Source organism: Porphyrobacter sp. GA68 (assembly GCF_022605525.1).
In the GTDB taxonomy this organism is placed as follows: domain Bacteria; phylum Pseudomonadota; class Alphaproteobacteria; order Sphingomonadales; family Sphingomonadaceae; genus Qipengyuania_B.
This window is the reverse complement of sequence record NZ_JAKQYJ010000002.1, coordinates 391,261-414,911: the sequence shown is the minus strand read 5'-3', so window position 1 is coordinate 414,911 and position 23,651 is coordinate 391,261. Positions and strand designations below refer to the sequence as shown.

Sequence of the window (23,651 nt, the reverse complement as noted above, 5' to 3'; positions counted from 1 at the left end):
GCAAAGCCAAAAGGGCGCCGCGGTGCCCCCGCGACGCCCTTTTGGCAACAGCAACCGACAGGACGCTCAGGCCTTGGGCGCGTTGTCCCGCCGTTCGGCGATACGCGCGCGCTTGCCCGTGCGGCCGCGCAGGTAATACAGCTTGGCCCGGCGCACCACGCCGCGGCGCACCACTTCGATGCTGTCGATGATGGGCGAATACAGCGGGAACACACGCTCCACCCCCTCGCCAAAGCTCATCTTGCGCACGGTGAAATTCGAGCCCATGCCCCGGTTTGAACGGGCGATGACGACGCCTTCGAAGTTCTGCACACGTTCGCGCGTGCCTTCGACGACCTTTACGCCGACGCGCAGGGTGTCGCCTGCGCGAAATTCCGGAATATCCTTGCCGAGGTTCTGGATCGCTTCCGCCTCGAGCTGTTGAATCAGGTTCACTGGTCCTGGTCCTCATCTGTCTGCCGCGCGCCAGAGGCAGATCGGGCCCGAGCGTCACTGTAACGCCCCCAAAGGTCCGGCCTGCGTAACCGTGTGTCATCCTCGCTCCTGGCGTGGCGCCAGGCGGCAATCTTCGCATGATCCCCCGATCGCAGCACTTCAGGGATCGTGCGCCCTTCCCATTCCTGAGGTCGGGTATATTGCGGGTATTCGAGAAGCCCGCTTTCGAAGCTCTCATCTACCCCGCTTGAAGCCGCGCCCATTACGCCGGGCAGCAAGCGAATGCAAGCGTCAAGGATGGCGAGCGCCGCGGGCTCGCCGCCCGACAGCACGATGTCGCCAAGCGCGACTTGCTCGATGAACGGCCGCGCTTCGAACAGGCGTTCGTCAAATCCTTCGAACCGGCCGCACAGCAGGATCACGCCGGGACCGGACGCGAGTTCGCGGATACGCTGCTGCGTTATCGGAGTGCCACGGGGCGTCATGGCGAGAGCGGGGCGACGGGCATTGCCTTCGCGCACCGACACCGCGTCCACCGCCGCCGCCAGCACGTCTGGCTTCAGCACCATGCCCGCCCCGCCCCCGGCCGGCGTATCGTCGACCGTGCGGTGCTTATCGGTCGCAAACTCGCGGATCTGCACCGCCTCGCACGACCAATCCCCCCGCTCCAATGCCCGCCCTGCCAGGCTCTCGCCCAATGGACCGGGAAACATTTGCGGGTACAGCGTTAGAACGGTCGCGGCGAAAGTCATCGCCGCGTCATGCAAGCACCTGTGGGGCAAGGCAAGAACATGGACGACTGCATCATCATCGGCGGCGGGCCGGCGGGACTGACCGCCGCAATCTACCTTGCCCGCTATCACCTTTCAATCCGGCTGTTCGACTGCGGCACCAGCCGCGCGGCGCTGATCCCGTGCACCCACAATCATGCGGGTTATCCCGAGGGGATCAAGGGTACCGATCTCCTCGACCGGATGCGGCGGCAAGCGGAAAAGTACGGCGCGCACCGCGAAGAAAAGCGGGTGGAAAGACTGGAGCGCGAGGGAGAGGGTTTTCGCGTCCACACACAGGGACAGGTATTTCGCGCGCGTACCGTGCTGCTGGCGACCGGAGTGTTCAACCTCCACCCGCCGGGAATGGACGACGAACTGCACGACGCGGCGCTGTTCAAGGGTGCGCTGCGGTACTGCCCGGTATGCGACGGGTATGAAGTCACCGACAAGCGGGTGGCCGTTATCGGCACGCACACCCACGGCACGGCCGAGGCGATCTTCATCCGCGGCTTCACCAAAGACCTGACGCTGATCGCACCCGATGCGGAGCATGATCTGGACGCCGAATGCATCGCCAGGCTCGACGACGCGGGAATCGTGCGGGTGGACGGTCCGTGCGGTCGTTATCGACTGGAAGGCGACCGGCTGGCGGTGGAAACGGCGCGTGGCTGGATGAGCTTTGACAGCGTGTATCCCGCGCTGGGTTCGCACATCCGGTCCGAACTGGCGGTGGACTTGGGCGCCGCCGCGAACGATGATGGCCGGCTGGAAGTCACCGACCATCTGGAAACCAGCATCGCCGGGCTGTTTGCGGCCGGCGACGTGGTCGAAGGCCTGGACCAGATCAGCCATGCGATGGGGCAAGCCGGCGTCGCCGCGACGCGCATCCGCAACAAGCTGGCAGGAGAGGTCGGTCTGCTGCGATGAAGCGGCGCCGTCCCGGCGCACCATTGGCGCTTCGGATCAAACGTTGAACGCGGCGTTTACGACCAGGCGTTCCGCGTTCCAGTCCGGCACCGCGTCAGGGGTCAAGGGCACCATGAAGCGCCCGCCGCCGTCGCGCTCTACCTCGACGATGTCGGTCGCGCCGAAGTTCTCCACCGCCACGACCCGGCCAACAGGATCGCCACATTCGTTCACGACCGGCAGGTCGAGCAGGTCCGCATGATAGAACTCCCCTTCCGCCAGCGGAGGCAGAGATGAACGTGGCACGGTGAGAGCAGTCCCGCGCAGCGCCTCGGCAGCCGTGCGATCGTGCACGCCATCGACGCGGGCGATCGCGCCGCCCTTCCCGTCGGAACGAATGGAGCTTAGGCGAAGCGCGCCATTGTTGAACAGCTTGTGCGCTCTGAGCCCGTCCACCCCGTCGCCCAGCAGCTTCAGCCGCACTTCGCCCGCCACCCCGTGCGCGCCGGCAATCGCGGCGAGGGTGATGGCCTTATCCGCAGGTTCCCCTCCCGAAAGGGTGCTATCAGCGGGCGTGCCGGACATCAGCCGGGCCGGGCCGCGCACGCCTGACCCCTCCCGCGAACGGGAGGGGGATCGGGCGGTCAACCTTCCGCTTTCCCGGCGTCGGCGTCGTCGCCGGTCGCAGCGCTGTCGCTGCCTTCGACCGGTTCAGTCTGTGCTTCCGGCTCCGGCGCGGCGCTGGCGGCGGCAGCCGCTTCGGCGGCTTCGGCTTCCTTGGCAGCCTTTTCTTCGGCGCGAGTCTTGGCGTTCTCGCCGGGCTCACCCTTCTTCGGATTGTTGCGCGCGGCCCGTTCGCGAATTCCGGCAGCGTCGAGGAAGCGGGCAACCCGGTCGGACGGCTGCGCCCCGACGTTCAGCCAGTGGCGGGCGCGGTCCTCGTTCAGCTTGACCCGGTCACCCGAGTCCTTCGCCAGCAGCGGATTATAGGTGCCGATCTGTTCAAGGTACTTGCCGTCACGCGAGGAGCGGGAATCCGCCACGACGATGCGGTAGTAAGGGCGCTTCTTCGCGCCACCGCGGGAAAGTCGAATTGCAACTGCCATGATTAGATAACCTTTCGTCCGTAAATGTTTAGTTCGGCTTTTTCAGAAACTTTTCCAGCTCGGCCATGTCCGGCATCTGGCCATCCTTGCCGCCCGGCAGTCCGGGCAGACCGGCCAGCGGATTGCCACCGCCCGCCCCGCTTTTGCCGCCAAGCATTCCGCCAAGGCCACCGCCACCGCCCAGAAGGGCGCCAAGACCTTTCAGTCCGCCCATCTTCCTGATCTGCTTCATGGCCCGCGCCATCTCCTGATGCATCTTGAGCAGGCGGTTGATGTCGGACACCTCGGTCCCGGAACCGGCCGCGATGCGCCGCTTGCGCTTGGCATTGAGGAGTTCGGGTTTGGCCCGCTCCTTGGCGGTCATGGACCCGATGATGGCGTCCATGTGGACCAGCACCTTGTCATCGACACCGCTCTGCGCCATCGCGGCCTTGGCTTTCTTCATGCCCGGCATCATGCCCGCCAGAACACCCAGACCGCCCATGTTCTGCATCTGCCGCAGCTGCATCCTGAGGTCGTCGAGATCGAACTTGCCGGCGGCAAACTTCTTGGCCAGCGCCTGCGCATCTTCGGCCTGAATGGTTTCCGCGGCGCGTTCGACCAGGCTGACGACATCGCCCATCCCAAGGATTCGGCCCGCGACCCGTTCGGGGTTGAACGCCTCCAGCGCGTCGAGCTTTTCCCCCGTGCCGGCGAACTTGATCGGCTTGCCCGTGACATGCCGCATCGACAGCGCCGCCCCGCCGCGGGCATCGCCGTCCATCCGCGTCAGCACCACGCCGGTCAGCGGCACCTCGCCGCTGAACGATTGCGCGACGTTGACCGCGTCCTGCCCGGTCAGGGCGTCCACGACCAGCAGCACCTCGGTCGGGGCGGACACGCCGGCCACCGCCTTCATCTCCGCCATCAGCGCGTCGTCGACGTGCAGGCGCCCGGCCGTATCGAGCAGCAGCACGTCGAACGCCTGCATCCGTGCGGCTTCCATCGCGCGGCGGGCAATGTCGACAGGCTGCTGTCCACCGATGATCGGCAGGGTAGCCACGTCGATCTGGCTACCCAGCACCGCCAGCTGCTCCTGCGCTGCAGGGCGCTGCACGTCCAGCGACGCCATCAGCGGTTTCTTGCCGCGCTTGTCGCGGATCAGCTTCGCCAGCTTGGCGGTGGTCGTGGTCTTGCCCGATCCCTGCAGGCCAACCATCATGATCACGACCGGCGGCCGCGCATCCAGCAGCAGGTCGGCGGTGCCTTCCCCGCCCAGCATGGCGGTCAGTTCGTCGTTGACGATCTTGACCACCTGCTGGCCTGGCGTGACAGATCGCAGGACATCCTGTCCGACCGCTTTCTCGGTCACGGCGTCGACGAAGCGGCGGACCACAGGCAGGGCGACGTCCGCCTCCAGCAAGGCGATCCGCACCTCCCGCATGGCGTCGCGCACATCCTGTTCGCGCAGAGCGCCGCGCCCCTTCAGCCGGTCGAAGACGCCGCCAAGCCGGTCGGACAGTGTGTCGAACATGCCTACTCGAACTCCTTCGCCCCGACCCGTATTGCGCGGTCACAGGCAGCAAATGCCAAAAACGCCGGCGAACGAAACCTCGTCGGCCGGCGTGGGAAGGCAGCTTCCCGGTCAATCTTCTCGCCGGACCGTTTGTCGTCCGGATGGTTGGTGGAGCCTAGCGGGATCGAACCGCTGACCTCTACAATGCCATTGTAGCGCTCTCCCAGCTGAGCTAAGGCCCCGTCACCAATTCTGCGCGGCACCCTGGGAGGTGCTGCCTGTGCCTTGCGGCGGAGGCGGCGTTTATTGCCGCCAGCGCGCCGATGCAAGTGTTTTCATGCGCCAGGCATCTAACGCCCCGCCGCGGCTCAGCTTTCGTCGTCCTCGTCGCTGTCGACCGTGGCCACGCCGAGATCGTCGTCTCCGCCCAGGTCGACTTCGTTGTCGGGCGAATCCTCTTCCTCGTCGATGTCTTCCAGATCGTCGTCCGCCAGATCGCTGTCGGCTTCGCGGTCCTTCTTCTTTTCAACTTCCTCGAAGGCGATCGGCTGCTTGGATTTCAGCACCGGTTCGGGCGTCCACTGTTCCCCGCATTCGATGCAGGTTGCAGGATCGTCCTTGTTCAGATCGTAGAAGCGTGTCCCGCACTTCGGGCAGGTGCGCTTGGAGCCCCATTCTGGCTTGACCATAATCGTTCCTTAAAGCAGCGCCAGCCCCGACAGGGCGCCAGGCGCGGTAAGCATGAGCAAATCTGCTGGCGATGCCCGAGATGAGGTATCCGCGAGGTGGAATCAACCTCCTTGAGCAAGCAGGCGGCGCGCCTTGCCATAGGGCGGCACGGCTGTCAAAAGCCGCGCAAACCCGACCCGGTTGCGGTCCGGCACCACCAAGACCCGGCACCGTTACAGCCCGGCACTGCCAAGGATTGTTCATTGCAAGGCTCCCCCGCCCCGCAGCGTTTCATGCCCGCCCGGCGACTGGCGGGCCGCATCACCGTTCCCGGCGACAAGTCGGTCAGTCATCGCGCCCTGATCCTGGGCGGATTGAGCGTGGGCGAAACCCGCATTACCGGGCTGCTGGAAGCCGAAGATGTATTCGCCACGTTGGCCGCCGTGCAGGCGTTCGGCGCCACGGTGGAGCGGGATGGCACGGACTGGGTGGTTCACGGCACCGGCATCGGCAGCGTGCTGCAACCCGAAGGCGCGCTGCACATGAGCAATGCGGGCACCGCCGCACGGCTGCTGATGGGGGTTGCGGCGAGCCACGCCATGACCACGTGCTTCACCGGCGACGCCAGCCTGTCGCGGCGTCCGATGAAACGGGTGATCGAACCGCTGTCGTTGATGGGCGCCAGCTTCGCGGCCGCGCCGGGCGATACCTTGCCGCTGATCGTAACGGGGGCCAGTCCCGCGGTCCCCATTGAATACCGCCTGCCGGTCGCTTCGGCCCAGGTTAAGAGTGCCGTGCTCCTCGCCGCGCTCAATACGCCCGGGATCACCACCGTGATCGAACCGGTCGCCACCCGCGACCATACCGAGCGAATGCTGCGTGCCTTCGGAGCGGACGTGACGGTGGAGGAGGACGCGGGCGAACGCATGGTCAGGCTGCGCGGTCAGGCTCAGCTCAAACCCTTGCCGCTCGAGATCCCCGGCGATGCCTCGTCCGCCGCTTTCTTCATCGTGGCCGCGCTCCTGGTGGAGGGCAGCGAGATCACCATCGAGAACGTCGGCATGAACCCGGCCCGAACCGGCCTCGTCACCGTGCTGCGGCAGATGGGCGGCCGCATCCGCGAATTGAACAGGCGTGAAGTTGGCGGGGAGCCGGTGGCCGATCTCCACGTGTGCCATTCGCCACTGACGGGAATAGAGGTCGATCCGGCAATCGCCCCCTCGATGATCGACGAGTTTCCCGTGCTGTTCATCGCCGCCGCTCTGGCCACCGGGCGCACCACCACCAGCGGGCTGGCGGAACTGCGGGTCAAGGAAAGCGACCGGTTAAGCGCCATGGCCGCCGCGCTGGCGCTTGCCGGGGCGCGGCTTAAGGAGACTGCCGACGGGCTGGTGATCGACGGCACGGGCGGAGATCTGCTGGCCGGCACCGGGCAAGGACAGGAGGTGGCGACCTGCCTTGACCACCGGATCGCGATGAGCATGGCCGTGGCCGGACTGGTGAGCCGGCATGGCGTTGCGATCGACGACGTGCGGCCGATCGCCACCAGCTTCCCTCGCTTCGCAGAGCTGCTGGAAGGGCTGCGTTGATGCAGACAGACATCATCCTGATGGCCGATTGGGCGATGCTGGTGGGCTTCATCGGCACCGGCTGCATCATCGCTGCCTACGCCTATCTGACGTTTGCCGATGCACCCAGTCCCTTCGTGCTGCACGGCACCAACCTGCTGGGCGCGGCGCTGCTCACCGTATCGCTGATGGTGCATACCAACTGGCCCAGCCTCGTGCTGGAAGGATTCTGGGCGGCCATCGCCTTGTGGGGTTTGGCCAAGGCGTGGCGCGCGCGCAGGAAAGCTGCATGATCGTCGCCGTCGACGGCCCCACCGCGTCCGGCAAGGGGACCATTGCCGCCGCGATAGCCCGGCGATTCGGCCTGCCGCATCTGGACACGGGCCTGTTGTACCGCGCCACGGGGTGGCAGACCTCTTGTGCCGGGGGCGATGTCGATGCGCCTGCCGATGCACTGGCGGGCACCAGCTTTCCCGCGAGCCTCCTTTGTGACCCCCGCCTGCGCACCGAGGATGCAGGAGCGCTTGCCAGCCGGGTTTCGGTCCATCCCGCGGTGCGCGAGGCACTGTTCCAGCGACAGCGCGACTTCGCCACCCAGCCCGGCGGCGCAGTTCTGGACGGACGGGATATCGGCACCGTCATCGCACCCGACGCGGACGTAAAGCTGTTCGTCACCGCCAGCGTGCAGGAACGCGCCCGGCGCCGCTGGCTGGAACTGAGCGCGCGGGGCGGCGAGTTCAGTCTGGCGGAAGTTGAGCGGGACATTGCCCGCCGCGACGCGCGGGATATGAGCCGCGCTGACGCGCCGCTGCGCCCGGCGATGGACGCACTGATCCTCGACACCACCGCCTTTGCCAGGGAACAGGCTATCGAAGCGGCAATCGAGGCGGTGGCGCAAGCCATGCGAGCGCGCGGGTAAGCGCCTGGGGCCGCTAGCGCTGCTGTCCTACACCCGGACGATTGTGCATCAGCCGCTGGATGAACCACGTGCTTCAGACCTCCCGCACACGTGAAAGCATGCCTTTCAGGACGGCCGCTTCTTTTCGTCCAGGACAGTGTAACAGGCGGTCCATGTCTCGCCGGTCGGGTGCGCGAAAGCGGGTCAGCCTTGCCTTTGCTCGGCAGGTGGGCTATGCGCCCGCCCGTCCGACGAGCGGGAGACACGCTCGCGACGGGAACTCTTGCATAGCTGTCGCACTCAGGAGCTTTTCTCCGCTGCGCACACTGCCGTTCCCCTCGCGAACCGATCCTGCACGCCGGATGCTGGCGGAGGCATGCGGCCCTGCCGGCGGACTGGCCAAAAGACCGGCGGACCCAACCGCCTGGCCGGAAACAACGATGACTAGGAACTGATACGGTATGGCCACTGCGGCAAATCCCACGCGCGATGACTTTGCGCGACTTCTCGATGAACAACTCGGCGGTGCAGCCGACGGCGGTTTTGAAGGCCGCGTCGTAAAGGGCACCATTACTGCGATCGAGGCAGGCAGCGCCCTCATCGACGTCGGCCTGAAAAGCGAAGGCCGCGTGCCGCTCAAGGAATTTTCGCGCGATGAGGAAGATCACGGCCTGAAGGTCGGTGATGAAGTCGAAGTCTATGTCGACCGGGTGGAAAACGCCGACGGCGAAGCCATGCTCAGCCGCGACCGCGCCCGCCGCGAAGCAGCCTGGGACCGCCTGGAAAACGAATTTGGCGAAGGCAAGCGCGTCGAAGGCCGCATTTTCGGCCGGGTCAAGGGCGGCTTCACCGTCGACCTGGATGGCGCCGTGGCGTTCCTGCCGGGCAGCCAGGTCGATGTCCGCCCCGTGCGCGATGTCGGCCCTCTCATGGATGTGCCGCAGCCGTTCCAGGTCCTCAAGATGGACCGCGCCCGCGGCAACATCGTCGTGTCGCGCCGTGCCGTGCTGGAAGAAACACGGGCAGAGCAGCGCAGCGAGCTGATCGACAACCTGGCCGAAGGTCAGGTGATCGAAGGGGTGGTCAAGAACATCACCGATTACGGCGCGTTCGTGGATCTGGGTGGCATCGACGGTCTGCTGCACGTGACGGACATGAGCTACAAGCGGATCAACAATCCCAGCGAAATGATCGACATCGGCCAGACCGTGACGGTGCAGATCATCCGCATCAACGCCGAAACGCAGCGAATCAGCCTGGGCATGAAGCAGCTGGAAAGCGACCCGTGGGATGGCGTGTCCGCCAAGTACCCGGTCGGCGCGAAGCTGAAGGGCACGGTCACGAACATCACCGAATATGGCGCGTTCATCGAACTGGAACCCGGCATCGAAGGTCTGGTCCACGTCTCGGAGATGAGCTGGACCAAGAAGAACGTTCATCCCGGCAAGATCATTTCGACCAGCCAGGAAGTCGACGTCATGGTGCTGGAGGTCGACTCCGACAAGCGGCGCATTTCGCTGGGCATCAAGCAGGCGCAGGGCAATCCGTGGGAAGACTTCGCAGAGAAGTACGCCGTGGGCAGCAAGGTGACCGGCGAAGTCAAGAACGCCACCGAATTCGGTCTGTTCATCGGTCTGGACGGCGACGTGGACGGCATGGTGCACATGTCAGACATTGCGTGGGGCATCTCGGGCGAGGACGCGCTGGCGCTGCACCGCAAGGGCGAGGAAGTCGAGGCGGTCGTGCTGGACGTGGATGTCGAGAAGGAGCGAATCTCGCTCGGCATGAAGCAGCTTGAAAAGGGCGCGCCTTCCGAAGGCGGCGCCGCCGGCAGTGTCAAGCGCGGCGATGTGGTCACGGTGACGGTGCTGGAAGTGCGCGACGGCGGACTGGAAGTGCAGGTTGGCGAAGACGGGGCAACCGGCTTCATCAAGCGCACCGATCTTGGCCGCGACCGCGACGAACAGCGGCCCGACCGCTTCCAGGTGGGGCAGAAGCTGGATGCGATGGTCACTGGCTTCGACCGTTCGAAGAAGCCGAACTTCTCGGTCAAGGCGCGCCAGATCGCCGAAGAGAAGCAGGCGGTGGAACAGTACGGTTCTTCCGACTCGGGTGCTTCGCTGGGCGACATCCTCGGCGAGGCGCTGAAGAAGCGCGGCGAGTAAGTCGCAAGACCAGCAACGGCAAGCAGAGCCCGCTCACCTCAGAACAGGTGGGCGGGCCTTTCCTTTTGCAGGGAGCGGCGTAGATTGCCCGCATGCTCCACATCCATCTCTTCCCCTGCCTCAGCGACAACTACGGCTTTCTGCTGCACGACGATGTCAGCGGAGAGACGGTCGCCGTCGATACGCCAGAGGCGGCGGTGATCCTGCAGGAGGCCAAGCGCAAGGGGTGGCTCATCACGCAGATCTGGAACACCCATTGGCATCCTGACCATGCCGGCGGCAATTCAGCCATCAAGGACGAAACCGGCTGCCGGATCGTGGCACCGGCGGAGGTCGAACGGATGAGCAGTGTGAGCCGCGTGGTCGCCGATGGCGACACGGTTCAGATCGGCCGGCATGAAGCGGTTGTGATCGATGTTGGCGGCCACACCAGCGGGCATGTCGCCTACTACCTTCCCGACGCGGCGATCGCCTTTGTCGGCGACAGCCTGTTTCCGCTAGGCTGCGGCCGGATGTTCGAAGGCGAGGCCGAGCAGTACTGGAACAGCTTGCAACGGATCATGGCCCTGCCGCCGGCGACGCTGCTCTACTGCGCGCATGAATATGCCGCGGCCAATGCGCGCTTTGCGCTCCACGCCGACCCTGACAACGCCGATCTCGCCGCCTACGCGGCCGAGATCGAGAGCTTGCGGGAACGGGATCAGCCCACCGTGCCGACGTCCCTGGCTCGGGAAATGGCCACCAATCCGTTCCTGCGCGCAGAACGGCCGGAGATCAGGGAACGCTGGGGCGGTGCGCACCCGGCTGAAACATTCGCCAGTTTGCGCGTCGCGAAGGACAGCTTCTAGCCCTCGGGGCCGGGATAGGGCGCCTGCTTGAGCAGCCGGGCAAGATGCGCCGCGTTGCTGGCCACTGCCGCCGCGGTCTCGGCGACCTTGGCGGGAGTGTCGGACAAGTCCTTGAAGTCCTTTGAACCCATTGCCTCTCCCACCCAGTAGCACGCCGCCACCGCCGGTATGGTCCAGCCCACGTCATTCAGACCCTGAAAAAGCTGGGCGGACGAAGCATGCGCGCCGTCCTCGTTACCCACGATCGCGGCCACGGCAACCTTGCCGAAACTCGGCATCCGCCCCTTCTCATCGGTTTCCGACAGGAAGGCGTCCATCCGTTCCAGCACCCGCTTGCCGATGGAACCGATCTGACCCAGCCAGATGGGTCCGCCGAAGACAAGGATGTCGTGTGACAGGATCGTTTCCCGCAGCGCGGGCCACTCGTCACCGTCGCCCTCATCCGAGGTGACTCCAGGCAAGACGTTGTAATCCGCGATCCGCAGTGTTTGCGCGAGGTGCACGCCGTGTTTGGACAATGCCTTGTCCAGCACGGCTATCAGCGCATCGGTGGAGCTTTCCTCACCGTTCGATTTCTTGAGTGAACAATTGATTGCGACCGCGCTCAGCTTCATTCGTCGTCTCCATCTGGTATGGAAACGAAGCAACCGGGTTCGGGATGGTTCCAACCATTTGCGGAAGGTTCACGCCGGCACGGCGCGCTGAACCGCGGGTTAGATAGAAGCGATTACCTCATCCGTCATGCGACGGTCGGCTTCCCGATCATGCTGCTGCGCGATGATCGTCCGTGACGCTTCGGCCGCAGCCTGCGCCGCGCGGACACGCACTTCGGCAAGGGCTTCGCGCTCTGCTCCGGCGATCTTGTCTTCGGCCATGCGCTGCCGACGGGCAACCAGCGCCTCTCCCTCGACGCGCGCCGTCTCCAGAATGGCTGCCGCCTCATGCTCAGCGGTGCGGATCATCGCTTCAGCATCCCGTTCAGCGAAGCGGATCTTCTCGGCATATTCCTCGCGTAGCGATTCCGCTTCAGCGCGAAGCCGCTTTGCTTCGTCAAGCTGGGTCCGAATGGCGGCGATCCGTGAGTCCAGCCCGCCGGCGATCGTCTTGTGCGCCTTGGCCACGAAGAAGACGATCGCCAGGAGGACCAGCATGGCAACCGAGACGATCTGATACGGCTCAAGCCCCAAAAGCGAGGGTTCGACATGTTTGGGCGCCCCGCCATGCCCGGCTTCGATAAAGCCTTGGGCGGGTTCCGTGGTGAAAACCTGCGGGGCGTTAGCCATGACTCATCACCTGCTTCACTGCTTCCCGCGCGCTTTCCTCCGGCACGGTCGTTCCGGTTAGCCGCGCAACGATATCTTGTGCCGCCTCGGCTGCCACGAATTCGATTTCGGCGAGGGCCGATCCGCGCGCCGCAGCGATGTCCTGTTCGGCTGCGGCCAGACGCGAGTCGATGGCAAGCTGCGCTTCGGCCAGCTTCGCCTCGTTCGCGGCCGCGGCCGCTGCCTTTGCCTGTCCAATCAGGCTCCGCGCCTGTTCACGATTGGCATTTTCCCGCTGCCGCCATTCCGCTTCCTGCGCTTCCGCTTCGTCCCGGGCGGTTTTCGCCGCAAGCAGGTCCGAAGAAATCTGACTATCGCGCCGGTCGACCGTGCTCATCACCTGCGGCAGCATGGTGCGACCGACGACGAGATAAACGAGGCCGAAGAAGATCACCAGCCAGAAGAACTGACTGGAGAATGTCTCGGCTAGCTGAGCGATCTGAGGCATGGGCGGCTATCCTGGCGAAAGGATCGGGAGGTTGCGGGCATGCCCGCAGGCGCCCGCCCCCTTTTCCGACGGTCGGATCAGGCCACGAAGACCAGGATCATGGCGACGACGAACGCCAGCAGACCCAGAAGCTCCGCCGCGGCGAAGCCGATGAACAGACGGCCCTGCTGACCATCGGCGGCACCCGGATTACGCAGCGCGCCTTCGAGATACTTGGCGAACACATTGCCCACGCCCAGCGCGGCCAGACCGGCACCAATGGCGGCCAGACCGGCGCCCAGCATCCGTGCTGCTTCTACGTCCATGTTGCAAACTCCTTAGATAATAACGTGTTAGAAAAAGACTTTGATTGAAGTCAGTGAAGATTTTCCGCGTCGGCGATGTACAGCGAACTGAGCAGAGCGAAAACGTAAGCCTGAATGCCGGCGACGAGGATCTCGAGAGCGCTGATCCCGACCATCAGGACGAAGGCAGGCAGGGCGACCACGCCACCCCACACCAATCCTGCATTCCCACCATCGATGACGAAGCTGGAGAGAACCTTCAGCAACAGGTGCCCCGCCATCATCGCGACGAACAGCCGCAACGCCAGGCTGAAGGGCCGGACAAGAAAGCTGACCAGCTCGATCGGGAAAATGACCGGGATCATCGGCCACGGCGTTCCATGCGGCACGAACAGGGTGAAGAACTTCAACCCGTGCTTGGCGAAACCGACGATCAGCACGATTGAAAAGCTCATCAGCGCCAGTACGCCGGTCACCGTAAAGTGGCTGGTGAAGGTGAACGGGTGTATCCCGACGACCCCGAAGGGCATCAATCCCAAAAGGTTGGCGAACAGGATGAACATGAACAGGGAGAATATATACGGCAGATACTTGCGGCCCGCCTTGCCGATGTTGGCTTCCAGCATTCCGTCGATGAAGCCGGTGAAGCTTTCCACGGCCATCTGCCAGCGGCCCGGAACCAGTTCGCGCTTCATGCCGCCGATCATGAACATCCACAGCAGCACGGCCGTGATCAGCATCCACAGCGCGCTGTTGGTGAAAGCGATGTTGTAACCCGCCAGCTGCCAGCCCGCCGAACCGAACAGCGGCTCGATCGTGAACTGGTACATCGGGTCGACCTTGGCCGGTTCAGGTGCCACGCGCGTTCTCTTGCCCTACGACTGTTGCATCACGTTCATGGCTACCCCACCCGGCCTGCCGCCGGGCAGGATCAATCCGGACGCTGGTTCGCCGCTCTCAAAACATTCCTGAAGGCGACCACTATCCCAAGGAACAGTCCCACCAGCAGGCCCCACGGCCCGGTTCCGGCGAAGTAATCCACAGCTCCGCCGATCACCAGTCCACCCAGTATTCCCCCCAGCAGGTCGGCCAGCACTCGGCTGCCGCTGCGATAGTTTGCATCGGCGGACGCGGCTTTGGGCCGGATACGCTGATCCTCGCGCTCTTGAGCGGCACGGAGCCGTTCCTCAAGCGCGTCGATCCGCGCGTCCTCACCAAGGGGTCTGCGTGCAGGAGGATCGTCGCTCATACCGATGCCCTAAAGGACACTTCCGACACAGGCAACACACCGCCCGCACAGGGCGCCGTCGCCTTAGAAGCGGGCCAGAGAGGTGTCAACCTGCCGTATTCACAACGCAGTTCGCCGTTGCGCGCTGACCCGGGGATCCTTCCGGCATGATCTTGCGCCCACGCCGGCAACGCGGCAATGCCCCCGGCCATGTCCCGCGCTACGGATGAGAGCCACGCCGACCCGCCCCGGCCACAGCGGCCAACAGTGCACGCGGGTCACGGACACCGCGAACGGCTTCGCGAACGGCTCCTGAACGGTGGCCCGGCCGCGCTCGCAGACTACGAACTGCTGGAGTATCTGTTGTTCGCCGCCAGCGCGCGGGGCGACACCAAGCCGCAGGCAAAGGCGCTGCTGCTTCGCTTCGGCTCGCTCAAGGATGTTCTTCATGCCGATCCGGCGGCATTGCAGCAGGTAAAGGGCGTCAGCAAGGCGACCGCGGCGGCCCTGACGGCGGTGGCCGCCGCGGCGCACCGCATGGCCAAAACGGAAGCGGCGAAGGGGCCCATCCTTGCCTCCTCGACGGCTCTCATCGACTATCTCAGAACGGACATGTCGGCCCTCAAGCACGAAAGGGTCCGGGCGCTGTTCCTCAACGCCAGAAACCGGCTGATCCTAGACCATCTGGTCAGCGACGGCACGATCGACGAGGCAGCCATTCACCCGCGCGAGATCATCCGCAAGGCGTTTGACGTGGGCGCGGCCGCGCTGATCCTGGTGCATAACCATCCCAGCGGCGAACCGGAGCCAAGCCAGGCTGACATCACGATAACCCGCCGTATCGCCGAAGCCGGTCGGCTGATGGGCATTGCCGTGCATGATCACATCATCATCGGCGCCGCAGGCCACACCTCGCTACGGGCAAAAGGCCTGTTCTGATCTAGCGCCTGCACCACCCTGCCTTGCCTTCGCGAGGACGACTGCCTAGCGGCGGATGCGCATCGCATCCGGAGTTCACAGATGGTCCCCCGTTACGCCCGCCCCGCCATGAGCCGCCTATGGGAGCCTGAAGCGCGTTACCGAATCTGGTTCGAGATCGAAGCGCATGCCACCACCAGGCTGGCGGAGCTTGGCGTCGTGCCTCATACCGCGGCCAAGGCGCTGTGGGACTGGTGGGCGACCGAACCTGCCATCGACGTTGCCGCTATCGACGCCATTGAAGCGGTGACAAAGCACGACGTCATCGCCTTCCTCACCTGGGTGGCCGAGCAGGTCGGGGACGAAGCCCGCTTCATGCACCAGGGCATGACGTCGAGCGACGTGCTCGACACGACGCTTGCGGTTCAACTGGCGCAGGCGTCGGATATCCTGCTGGCTGACCTTGATGCACTGCTGGCGGCGCTGGAGCGGCGGGCCCGCGAACACCGCCACACGCCCACGATCGGCCGTAGCCATGGCATCCATGCGGAGCCGACCACCTTCGGCCTCAAGCTGGCCCAAGCCTATGCCGAATTCGACCGCTGCAGAACACGGCTTGAGCACGCACGGGCAGAAATCGCGACCTGCGCCATTTCCGGCGCGGTTGGCACCTTCGCCAATGTTGCGCCGGAAGTGGAAGCCTATGTGGCCGAGAAGCTGGGCCTCGCGGTCGAACCGGTCAGCACACAGGTGATCCCGCGCGACCGGCACGCGATGTTCTTCGCCACGCTGGCGGTGATTGCCGGCTCGATCGAACGGCTGGCGGTAGAGATTCGGCATCTTCAGCGCACGGAAGTTCTCGAGGCGGAGGAATATTTTTCTCCCGGCCAGAAGGGGTCATCCGCGATGCCGCACAAGCGCAACCCGGTGCTGACCGAGAACCTGACGGGACAGGCGCGGATGATCCGGGCCTATGCCCTGCCCGCGCTCGAAAACGTGGCGCTGTGGCATGAACGGGATATCTCCCACTCCTCGGTCGAACGGTTCATCGGCCCGGATGCGACCATTACGCTGGACTTCGCGCTGGCCCGGCTGACGCAAGTAGTCGACAAGTTGTTGGTCTATCCCGAACGCATGCAGGCGAACCTCGACCGCATGGGCGGGCTGGTCCATTCCCAGCGCGTCCTGCTGGCGTTGACGCAGGCGGGGTTGAGCCGCGAAGACGCCTACGCCATCGTTCAGCGCAACGCGATGAAGGTGTGGGAATCCGACGGGCGCCTGTCGCTGCTCGATCTCCTCAAGAACGATGAAGCGGTAACGAACGCGCTGCCCCCTGCCGAACTGGAGGAGCAGTTCAACCTGGATTATCACTTCCGGCACGTGGACACTATCTTCGCCCGGGTTTTCGGCAAGGATTAGCGCGCTGGACGACAGCAGGCGCTGCGCCTAGGCTGGCTGACAACGCCGCTCCGGGTGGGGCTTGCTAGGGGAGTTGAGAGCAGCGATGCTTGTCCTGCGCACCGCGATATGGGTGCTGATCTTCATCGGTCTGTTCCTGTTCAGCTGGGCCAACTGGCAGCCCGGCATATCTGTGCGCATCTGGTCCAACATGGTGGTCGATACGCGCTTACCCGCAGTAGTGGCGATTTCCTTCCTCCTGGGCTTTGTGCCCATGTGGCTTGTCCATCGCGGAGCGATATGGCGCTGGCAGCGGCGGGTCCGTCACCTGGAAAGTTTGCAGCCGCCAATCACGTCCGCTCCCGCGCCAGCCGGCATGACAGCATCAACTTCGGTCGAGCCGGAGTTGCATCCTTGACCAGTCCGCTCTGCCTCGCCGTTGACCTGCCACAACTGGAGCCGGCCAAGGCGCTGGTCCGTCAGGTCAAGGCGCATATCGGAATGGTGAAGCTGGGGCTGGAGTTCTTCTGCGCTCACGGCCATCACGGCGTTCACGAAGTGGCGCAGATGGGACTGCCGGTGTTTCTCGATCTGAAGCTGCATGACATTCCCAACACTGTGGCGAGCGCGATGCAGGCGATACGGGTGCTCGAACCGGCGATCGTTACCGTGCACGCCAGCGGAGGCCGCGCCATGATGGAAGACGCCAAGGCCGCCGCCGGAGAGCGGACGAAGGTGGTTGCCGTGACCCTGCTCACCAGCCTGGACGAACGCGATCTTCAGCGCACCGGCATCGCCGGCAGCGCGCACGACCAGGTGCTGCGCCTGGCCGAGCTGGCCGAGGCGGCCGGGCTGGACGGCGTCGTGTGTTCGGGACACGAGGTCGCAGCCGTGCACAGGCAATGGAAGGGTGGCTATCTGGTGGTGCCCGGACTGCGCCCAGCCGCGGCCGGAGCGGCCGACCAGAAGCGCGTGGTCACACCCCGCCAGGCGCGCGACGATGGCGCCAGCCTGCTCGTCATCGGCCGCCCGATCAGCCGCGCCGATGACCCTGTCGCGGCGGCCCGCGCGATCGAGGCGACGCTGTAGCCGCCCATGACCGTCACCATCCGGCCAGCCGAAGCTGCCGACCTGCCCGCACTCTATTCGCTGGTGGAGCGCGCCTATCGCGGCGAGGATGCTCGGCGCGGCTGGACGCATGAGGCAGACCTGCTGTCTGATCGACGCACAGAACCCGGCGAACTTGAAGCCATTGTCACCGATCCGCATCAGGCGCTGCTGATGCTGGACGACGGCACCGCACCGCTTGGTTGCGTCAGGATCGCGGATCTGGGGCAAGGGCTGGCCTATCTCGGCCTGCTGTGCGTCGAGCCAGCCCGCCAGGGCGAGCAGCTTGGCCGCAAACTCATGCAGGAAGCCGAACGCTACGCCCGCGACGTGCTTGCCTGCAACGTCATCGAAATGACGGTGATCGAGCAGCGCCGTGAACTGATCGCCTATTACGAGCGGCGCGGCTGGCAGCGGACCGGAGAGCGGCGGGATTTCCCCGTTCCGCTAGACCCGCCGCTATTCATGTGCGTGCTGACGAAGTCGCTGGCTTGATCGGCAAGCGCGGTTGCCCTTGACTTCCCCGATGCCTCGCGGCTTTGAGCATGCCTTGACATTTCGAGGATTTTTTATGCGCCGTCTGCTTTGCTCTGCTGCCGCCCTGTCGCTACTCGCCGCGCCTGCGATGGCCCAATCCGAACGGGCCGCGGCGGGCAGTGGGGTCGTCCCGGCAGAGGTGGCGAACACACCGGAACGTCAGATCGCCTTCGCCACTCAGGCCCCTGCCGCCGGTGTGCTGGCCGTGCCGATGACCGAAGCGGCCGACCTTTCCCGCGTTCCGGCAAGCGCGCGCGAAGCCGTTAGCCGGGCAGTGTCCGCTGCCAGCTTTCAGGCTGCCACCGGTGACCGGCTCGACCTGTACGGCGTGGGTGGGTACGACCGCCTGATGCTGGTCGGGGTAGGCGGCGAACAGCTTGACGCGGTGGCTCTCGCCGACCTCGGCGGGCGGGTCGCTCAGGCGGCGCGCGATGTGGCGGCTCCGGTGGCGCTGGTAGCGACCGACCTTCCCTCTTCGGTAGCTGATCCTGCCGCGCACGTCGCACGCGGCTTCGGACTTGGCGACTGGCGATTTGACCAGCTCAAGACGTCGGAGCGGGGACTGGCTCAGGCGCAGCCGGTAACGATTGTTGCGCCGGCCGGGACGGCCGAGACATTCCGCCGCCTGCATCAGGGTCAGATCGACGGAATGCGGCTGACGCGCGACCTCATCACCCTGCCTTCCAATCTCAAGCATCCCGAAAGCTTCGTGGCGCAGGCCCGCGCCGCGTTTGTAGGCGTGCCCAACACCCGCATCACCGTTTTGGACGAGCGGCAGATGCGCGAACTGAACATGGGCGCGCTGCTGTCCGTGTCGCAGGGTTCCCGGCGGCCCGCCCGTTTAATGATCGTCGAGTACCGCGGCGGGGGTGATACGGCACCGCTGGCCTTGGTTGGCAAGGGGATTACTTTCGATACCGGGGGCATTTCGCTGAAGCCGGGTGCAGGAATGGAAGCGATGCGCGGCGACATGGCCGGTGCCGCAGCTGTCATGGGTGCCGTACTCTCGGCCGCCAAGCGCGGCGCACGGGCCAACGTCGTCGGCGTTGCCGCGCTGGCGGAGAACATGCCGGGTGACAACGCAACCCGTCCGGGCGACGTCGTGCGCACCATGAACGGACAGACAATCGAGGTGATCAGTACCGATGCCGAAGGGCGCATGGTGATGAGCGACGCCAATCAGTATGTCATCGACCGCTACCGTCCGGCCGCTCTGGTCAACCTGGCGACATTGACGGGGGCGATCACCACCGCGCTGGGTGACGATTATGCCGGGCTATTCGCGCGCGACGACGCGCTTGCGCAGCGGATCGCTCAGGCTGCGGCGACATCGGGCGAACCGGTCTGGCGGCTGCCGGTGCATCCCAGCTACGCTCGGGACATGGCGTCTCCGATCGCGGATATCGCCAACGGCACGCGAGCACCGGGCCCGGGCGCCGGCCGCGCCGCCTATTTCCTCAGCTTCCTTACCCCTGAACCCACTCCTTGGGCGCATATCGACATGGCGGGAATGGACTCAACAACCGCCACACCGACCACCCCGGAAGGTGCGCCCGGTTACGGCGTGCGGTTGTTCGATGAGCTGATACGCAGTTTCGAACGCTAAGTGGTTCGGCGGCTCTCCACGCTCATGCAAATCAAAATATGCGGCCTTTCCACAGCGGACACGCTTGACGCTGCGGTCGATGCCGGCGCGACTCACCTCGGCTTCGTCCACTTCGCCCCTTCGCCTCGTCATGTCACGGTCGAACAGGCACGGGCGTTGCGGGCGCGGGTGCCGGCCGATCGCAAGGTCGTGCTGCTCACAGTCGAGATGCAGCCGATGGCCTTGGCGCAGGCGATTGAGGCGGTGCGGCCCGACGTGCTGCAATTCCATGGCCGGGAGACGCCGGAATGGGTGGGGGCCATCCGGCAGCAACTCGGCATGGAGGTCTGGAAGGCCGTGGGCCTGCGCGATGCGGGCACGCTGGAGCGGGCGCGCAAGTGGGTGGGTCAAGCCGACCGGCTGATCTTCGACGCTCCGGCCAAGGCGCTGCCCGGCGGGAATGGAGAGGCATTCGACTGGAACCTGCTGGCGAACCACGAACATGCGATGGCGTGGGGACTGGCGGGCGGCTTGACGCCCGGCAATGTCGCTGAAGCCATCCGCGAGACCGGTGCAGAACTTGTGGACACGTCGAGCGGCGTGGAAAGCGCACCGGGCGTCAAGGATGCGGCCCTGATCCGTGCCTTCTGCGCAGCTGCGCGCGCACAAAGCACTTGACCCGATCTGCGTGACCTTGTCGAACCGTAAACAGTCGGTTGCCGTCGGCTTTCCCAGCAGGATCGGTTTAGCATGAACCAGTTGACCAACTCTTTCCGCAACCAGCCAGACGAACGGGGTCACTTTGGCGACTATGGCGGCCGTTTCGTTGCCGAAACCCTGATGCCGCTGATCCTGGAACTGGAACGGGAATACCGCGCGGCGCAGGCGGATCCGGCGTTCACCGCTGAGTTCGATGGCCTTCTGGAACATTATGTCGGCCGTCCCTCGCCGCTCTACTTCGCAGAGCGGCTGACACAGAGCCTTGGCGGGGCGCAGGTGTGGTTCAAGCGGGACGAGCTGAACCACACCGGCGCGCACAAGATCAACAATTGCATCGGGCAGATCCTGCTCGCCATCCGCATGGGCAAGACGCGCATCATCGCGGAAACTGGTGCCGGGCAGCACGGCGTCGCTACCGCCACCGTCTGCGCGCGGTTTGGCCTGCCCTGCGTCATCTACATGGGCGCGACCGACGTCGCACGGCAGCAGCCCAACGTGTTCCGCATGAAGCTGCTGGGGGCCGAGGTCGTGCCCGTGACCAGCGGGCGCGGCACGCTGAAGGACGCGATGAACGAAGGGCTGCGCGACTGGGTCGCGAACGTCCACGACACTTTTTACATCATCGGCACCGCCGCCGGCCCGCACCCCTATCCCGAGATGGTCCGCGACTTTCAATCCGTGATCGGGCGGGAGGCGCGGGCGCAGATGCTGGACCGTATCGGCCGCCTGCCCGACCTGCTGGTCGCAGCGATCGGCGGCGGATCAAACGCGCTCGGCCTGTTCCATCCGTTCCTCGATGATCCGGACATCAAGATGCTCGGCGTCGAGGCGGCGGGCCGCGGCCTGCATGGGGAGGAGCACGCAGCCTCGCTGCTGGGCGGTTCGCCCGGCATCCTCCACGGCAACAGGACCTATCTGCTCCAGGACGCTGACGGGCAGATCACCGAAGGCCACTCGATCAGCGCCGGGCTGGACTATCCCGGCATCGGCCCGGAACACGCTTGGCTGAAGGACACCGGCCGGGTCGAATACACCGCCGTCACCGACCAGGAGGCGCTGGAGGCGTTTCAACTGCTTTGCCGCACGGAGGGGATCATTCCCGCGCTGGAGCCGAGCCACGCCATCTACGCCGTGGCTCAGCGGGCTAAGGCGATGCCGAAGGATAGCGTGATCCTTGCCAACCTGTGCGGCCGCGGAGACAAGGACATCTTCACGGTGGCCGAGGCTTTGGGGGTGGAGATGTGAAGCGATTGAGGAACATTGGAGCCCTTCTATTCTTCATCGGATGGGTTCCGGCTGTTATCCTCCGCTATACCACGTCTGAAGCATCAGCGGCCTTCCTGATTGCAGGCAGCATTGCAATGCTTGGTGCGTTCATGGTGATTGCCACCAGCGTCGTCAGGCTCGCCAATGGCAACACTCGGCTTCGCCCGTTTGCAGCGATGAAGCGTATGCCGCTCTACTTTGTAGTGTACCTAGCTATGTGGTGGGTCTTGCAACTGCTTTTCCCGAAGGACGAGAGAAGCTTACATTCCGCGCTGATGAGTGCAGCTGCCGTGTCACTAACTCTCAGCTTCTATTTCTCAGCATATCGGAAACAGGAATGACCCGCCTCTCCTCCGCCTTCGCCAAGCCGCACCCCGCCCTTGTCACCTTCATCACCGCCGGCGACGGCGACACCGCGGCCAATCTCGACGCGCTTGTCGAAGGCGGCGCGGACGTGATCGAGCTGGGGATGCCGTTCACCGATCCCATGGCGGACGGTAAGGCTATTCAGGAGGCGAACATCCGCTCCCTTGGCGCGGGAACGACCACGGCCGAAGTGTTGCGCATCGCCGCCGCCTTCCGCGCCCGCCATCCACAGGTGCCGCTGGTGCTGATGGGTTATGCCAACCCGATGGTTCGGCGCGGCGCGGAGTGGTTCGCGGCCGAGTGCGCCAAGGCGGGCGTTGATGGTGTGATCTGCGTCGACATCCCGCCGGAGGAGGACGACGCGCTCGGCCCCGCCCTCCGCGCCCACGGAATCGCGCCCATACGTCTCGCGACGCCAACCACCGACAGGGCGCGCCTGCCGCAGGTGCTCGCGGGGTCGCAAGGGTTCCTCTACTATGTCTCGGTCGCAGGCATCACCGGCAGCCAGCAGGCGACGAAGCAGTCGATCGCCGACGCGGTAAAGCGGCTGAAGGATACAACCAACCTGCCTGTAGCCGTCGGGTTCGGGGTCCGCACCGCGCAACAGGCCGCCGGGATTGCGCAAGTTGCCGATGGTGTGGTCGTCGGCTCGGCACTTGTCGAACTGGTCGGACAGCATGGCGACAGCGCGCCCGAACACCTGCGACGCCTCACGCAAGGTCTTGCCCAAGCCGTGCACTCGGCGCAGAGGGTGCCGGCATGAGCTGGCTCAACCGCGTTCGCAACACCCTCCCCTTCCTCGCCAAGCGGGAGACGCCCGATAATCTCTGGGTCAAATGCCCGGCGTGTCAGGAGATGATCTTCACCCGCGAGTACGAGGACAACCTGCGCGTCTGCCCCCGCTGCGATCACCACGGCCGCATCGGCGCGGATGACCGGCTGAAGCAGTTGCTGGACGAAGGTTACGACCTGGTCCCGCTTCCCAGGGTTCCCGAAGATCCGCTGAGGTTTCGCGACCAGAAGCGCTATACCGAGCGCCTGAAGCAGGCGCGCGCCAAGAGCGTCCATGCCGATGCATTCGTCGTGGCCGCCGGATCGATCGAGGGTCGCCGGGCCGTGGTCGGCGTGCAGGATTTCGGTTTCATGGGCGGCTCCATGGGACTGGCGGTGGGCGCGGCGTTCTGCGCGGGCGCGGAACGGGCGCTGGCCGATCGCAGCGCGTTTGTCGTCGTTACCGCTGCTGGCGGCGCCCGGATGCAGGAAGGCATATTGTCCCTGATGCAGATGCCGCGCGCCACGGTGATGACACGGCGGCTGCGCGAGGCGGGCCTGCCTTACGTCGTGGTGCTGACCGACCCCACCACCGGCGGCGTCACGGCGAGTTACGCGATGCTGGGCGACCTCCACATCGCAGAGCCGGGCGCGTTGATCGGCTTCGCGGGCCAGCGCGTGATCCAGGAAACAATTCGCGAACAGCTGCCCGACGGGTTTCAGCGGGCCGAGTATCTGCTGGAGCATGGCATGGTGGACATGGTGGTGCGGCGGCACGACCTGCGCACCACGCTGGCAAGCGTGCTCGACTACCTGCAGCCCCGCGCCGCCGCCTGAC

Annotated in this window: 29 protein-coding genes and 1 tRNA gene; 17 read left to right on the top strand and 13 right to left on the bottom strand. The window is 65.2% G+C overall.

Annotation, left to right across the window (positions count from 1 at the left end):
• Nucleotides 1-66: 66 nt before the first annotated feature.
• Nucleotides 67-435: a 50S ribosomal protein L19 gene (gene rplS, locus LHJ54_RS09795; RefSeq protein ID WP_373457070.1), complete on the bottom strand. Its 369-nt coding sequence runs from the start codon at nt 433-435 to the stop codon at nt 67-69.
• On the bottom strand, nt 432-1,187 hold the full coding sequence (trmD, locus tag LHJ54_RS09790; protein WP_228243707.1) for a tRNA (guanosine(37)-N1)-methyltransferase TrmD: 756 nt from the start codon (nt 1,185-1,187) through the stop codon (nt 432-434). Before trmD ends, rplS begins: the two co-directional genes overlap by 4 nt.
• A 39-nt stretch (nt 1,188-1,226) precedes the next feature.
• Here trmD and LHJ54_RS09785 point away from each other — a divergent pair, with 39 nt between their 5' ends.
• Nucleotides 1,227-2,135: an NAD(P)/FAD-dependent oxidoreductase gene (locus tag LHJ54_RS09785; RefSeq protein WP_228243706.1), complete on the top strand. Its 909-nt coding sequence runs from the start codon at nt 1,227-1,229 to the stop codon at nt 2,133-2,135.
• A gap of 36 nt (nt 2,136-2,171) precedes the next feature.
• On the opposite strand, the gene rimM is transcribed toward LHJ54_RS09785, so the two are convergent.
• The 5 genes from rimM to LHJ54_RS09760 all read right to left on the bottom strand — a co-directional run bounded on the left by rimM (nt 2,172) and on the right by LHJ54_RS09760 (nt 5,404).
• Complete coding sequence (rimM, locus tag LHJ54_RS09780) at nt 2,172-2,699, bottom strand: ribosome maturation factor RimM (RefSeq protein WP_228244347.1); 528 nt, start codon at nt 2,697-2,699, stop codon at nt 2,172-2,174.
• Nucleotides 2,700-2,758: 59 nt separating this feature from the next.
• The gene (gene rpsP / locus LHJ54_RS09775; RefSeq protein ID WP_228243705.1) at nt 2,759-3,220 is read right to left on the bottom strand and encodes a 30S ribosomal protein S16; all 462 of its coding nucleotides are present in this window, start codon (nt 3,218-3,220) and stop codon (nt 2,759-2,761) included.
• 28 nt (nt 3,221-3,248) lie between these two features.
• Nucleotides 3,249-4,733, bottom strand: a complete 1,485-nt coding sequence (ffh, locus tag LHJ54_RS09770) for a signal recognition particle protein (RefSeq protein ID WP_228243704.1) — start codon at nt 4,731-4,733, stop codon at nt 3,249-3,251.
• Nucleotides 4,734-4,881: 148 nt separating this feature from the next.
• Nucleotides 4,882-4,957: transfer RNA gene (locus tag LHJ54_RS09765), tRNA-Ala, on the bottom strand.
• A 126-nt stretch (nt 4,958-5,083) separates the two neighbouring features.
• Complete coding sequence (locus LHJ54_RS09760; RefSeq protein WP_228243703.1) at nt 5,084-5,404, bottom strand: TIGR02300 family protein; 321 nt, start codon at nt 5,402-5,404, stop codon at nt 5,084-5,086.
• Between the two features lie 273 nt (nt 5,405-5,677).
• Here LHJ54_RS09760 and aroA point away from each other — a divergent pair, with 273 nt between their 5' ends.
• The 5 genes from aroA (at nt 5,678) to gloB (ending at nt 10,863) form a co-directional block, all read left to right on the top strand.
• Entirely contained in the window at nt 5,678-6,973 is a 1,296-nt protein-coding gene (gene aroA, locus LHJ54_RS09755) for a 3-phosphoshikimate 1-carboxyvinyltransferase (RefSeq protein ID WP_228243702.1), read from the top strand.
• On the top strand, nt 6,973-7,245 hold the full coding sequence (locus tag LHJ54_RS09750; protein WP_228243701.1) for a permease: 273 nt from the start codon (nt 6,973-6,975) through the stop codon (nt 7,243-7,245). Before aroA ends, LHJ54_RS09750 begins: the two co-directional genes overlap by 1 nt.
• Nucleotides 7,242-7,871: a d(CMP) kinase gene (locus tag LHJ54_RS09745; RefSeq protein ID WP_228243700.1), complete on the top strand. Its 630-nt coding sequence runs from the start codon at nt 7,242-7,244 to the stop codon at nt 7,869-7,871. Before LHJ54_RS09750 ends, LHJ54_RS09745 begins: the two co-directional genes overlap by 4 nt.
• Before the next feature lie 440 nt (nt 7,872-8,311).
• Complete coding sequence (gene rpsA, locus LHJ54_RS09740; RefSeq protein WP_228243699.1) at nt 8,312-10,015, top strand: 30S ribosomal protein S1; 1,704 nt, start codon at nt 8,312-8,314, stop codon at nt 10,013-10,015.
• Between the two features lie 92 nt (nt 10,016-10,107).
• Nucleotides 10,108-10,863, top strand: a complete 756-nt coding sequence (gene gloB, locus LHJ54_RS09735; RefSeq protein WP_228243698.1) for a hydroxyacylglutathione hydrolase — start codon at nt 10,108-10,110, stop codon at nt 10,861-10,863.
• Here gloB and LHJ54_RS09730 read toward each other — a convergent pair.
• The 6 genes from LHJ54_RS09730 to LHJ54_RS09705 all read right to left on the bottom strand — a co-directional run bounded on the left by LHJ54_RS09730 (nt 10,860) and on the right by LHJ54_RS09705 (nt 14,166).
• Entirely contained in the window at nt 10,860-11,477 is a 618-nt protein-coding gene (locus tag LHJ54_RS09730) for a flavodoxin family protein (RefSeq protein ID WP_228243697.1), read from the bottom strand. The genes gloB and LHJ54_RS09730 overlap by 4 nt on opposite strands.
• A 99-nt stretch (nt 11,478-11,576) precedes the next feature.
• A complete protein-coding gene (locus LHJ54_RS09725) occupies nt 11,577-12,146 on the bottom strand; it encodes a hypothetical protein (RefSeq protein ID WP_228243696.1) in 570 nt (189 codons plus the stop codon).
• Nucleotides 12,139-12,633, bottom strand: coding sequence for an ATPase (locus tag LHJ54_RS09720; protein WP_228243694.1), 495 nt, complete (start codon nt 12,631-12,633; stop codon nt 12,139-12,141). Before LHJ54_RS09720 ends, LHJ54_RS09725 begins: the two co-directional genes overlap by 8 nt.
• Before the next feature lie 77 nt (nt 12,634-12,710).
• Complete coding sequence (locus LHJ54_RS09715; RefSeq protein ID WP_130004382.1) at nt 12,711-12,938, bottom strand: F0F1 ATP synthase subunit C; 228 nt, start codon at nt 12,936-12,938, stop codon at nt 12,711-12,713.
• Between the two features lie 50 nt (nt 12,939-12,988).
• The gene (locus tag LHJ54_RS09710; protein WP_277754202.1) at nt 12,989-13,747 is read right to left on the bottom strand and encodes a F0F1 ATP synthase subunit A; all 759 of its coding nucleotides are present in this window, start codon (nt 13,745-13,747) and stop codon (nt 12,989-12,991) included.
• Between the two features lie 101 nt (nt 13,748-13,848).
• Entirely contained in the window at nt 13,849-14,166 is a 318-nt protein-coding gene (locus LHJ54_RS09705; protein WP_228243691.1) for an AtpZ/AtpI family protein, read from the bottom strand.
• A 189-nt stretch (nt 14,167-14,355) separates the two neighbouring features.
• Between LHJ54_RS09705 and radC the strand changes: the two genes are divergently transcribed.
• From radC to accD, 11 genes are all read left to right on the top strand, one after another.
• A complete protein-coding gene (gene radC, locus LHJ54_RS09700) occupies nt 14,356-15,084 on the top strand; it encodes a DNA repair protein RadC (protein WP_228243690.1) in 729 nt (242 codons plus the stop codon).
• Between the two features lie 81 nt (nt 15,085-15,165).
• On the top strand, nt 15,166-16,482 hold the full coding sequence (gene purB, locus LHJ54_RS09695; protein ID WP_228243689.1) for an adenylosuccinate lyase: 1,317 nt from the start codon (nt 15,166-15,168) through the stop codon (nt 16,480-16,482).
• 85 nt (nt 16,483-16,567) lie between these two features.
• A complete protein-coding gene (locus LHJ54_RS09690) occupies nt 16,568-16,879 on the top strand; it encodes a DUF1049 domain-containing protein (RefSeq protein ID WP_228243687.1) in 312 nt (103 codons plus the stop codon).
• The gene (pyrF, locus tag LHJ54_RS09685; RefSeq protein ID WP_228243686.1) at nt 16,876-17,550 is read left to right on the top strand and encodes an orotidine-5'-phosphate decarboxylase; all 675 of its coding nucleotides are present in this window, start codon (nt 16,876-16,878) and stop codon (nt 17,548-17,550) included. Before LHJ54_RS09690 ends, pyrF begins: the two co-directional genes overlap by 4 nt.
• 6 nt (nt 17,551-17,556) lie before the next feature.
• Complete coding sequence (locus LHJ54_RS09680; protein ID WP_228243685.1) at nt 17,557-18,063, top strand: GNAT family N-acetyltransferase; 507 nt, start codon at nt 17,557-17,559, stop codon at nt 18,061-18,063.
• Between the two features lie 76 nt (nt 18,064-18,139).
• Complete coding sequence (locus tag LHJ54_RS09675) at nt 18,140-19,711, top strand: M17 family metallopeptidase (protein ID WP_228243684.1); 1,572 nt, start codon at nt 18,140-18,142, stop codon at nt 19,709-19,711.
• A 24-nt stretch (nt 19,712-19,735) separates the two neighbouring features.
• On the top strand, nt 19,736-20,368 hold the full coding sequence (locus LHJ54_RS09670; RefSeq protein WP_228243683.1) for a phosphoribosylanthranilate isomerase: 633 nt from the start codon (nt 19,736-19,738) through the stop codon (nt 20,366-20,368).
• 72 nt (nt 20,369-20,440) lie between these two features.
• On the top strand, nt 20,441-21,655 hold the full coding sequence (trpB, locus tag LHJ54_RS09665) for a tryptophan synthase subunit beta (protein WP_228243682.1): 1,215 nt from the start codon (nt 20,441-20,443) through the stop codon (nt 21,653-21,655).
• Entirely contained in the window at nt 21,652-22,017 is a 366-nt protein-coding gene (locus tag LHJ54_RS09660; RefSeq protein ID WP_228243681.1) for a hypothetical protein, read from the top strand. Before trpB ends, LHJ54_RS09660 begins: the two co-directional genes overlap by 4 nt.
• Nucleotides 22,014-22,805, top strand: a complete 792-nt coding sequence (gene trpA / locus LHJ54_RS09655) for a tryptophan synthase subunit alpha (RefSeq protein ID WP_228243680.1) — start codon at nt 22,014-22,016, stop codon at nt 22,803-22,805. Before LHJ54_RS09660 ends, trpA begins: the two co-directional genes overlap by 4 nt.
• Nucleotides 22,802-23,650: an acetyl-CoA carboxylase, carboxyltransferase subunit beta gene (accD, locus tag LHJ54_RS09650; protein WP_228243679.1), complete on the top strand. Its 849-nt coding sequence runs from the start codon at nt 22,802-22,804 to the stop codon at nt 23,648-23,650. The genes trpA and accD overlap by 4 nt, the downstream gene beginning before the upstream one ends.
• Nucleotide 23,651 lies beyond the last annotated feature (1 nt).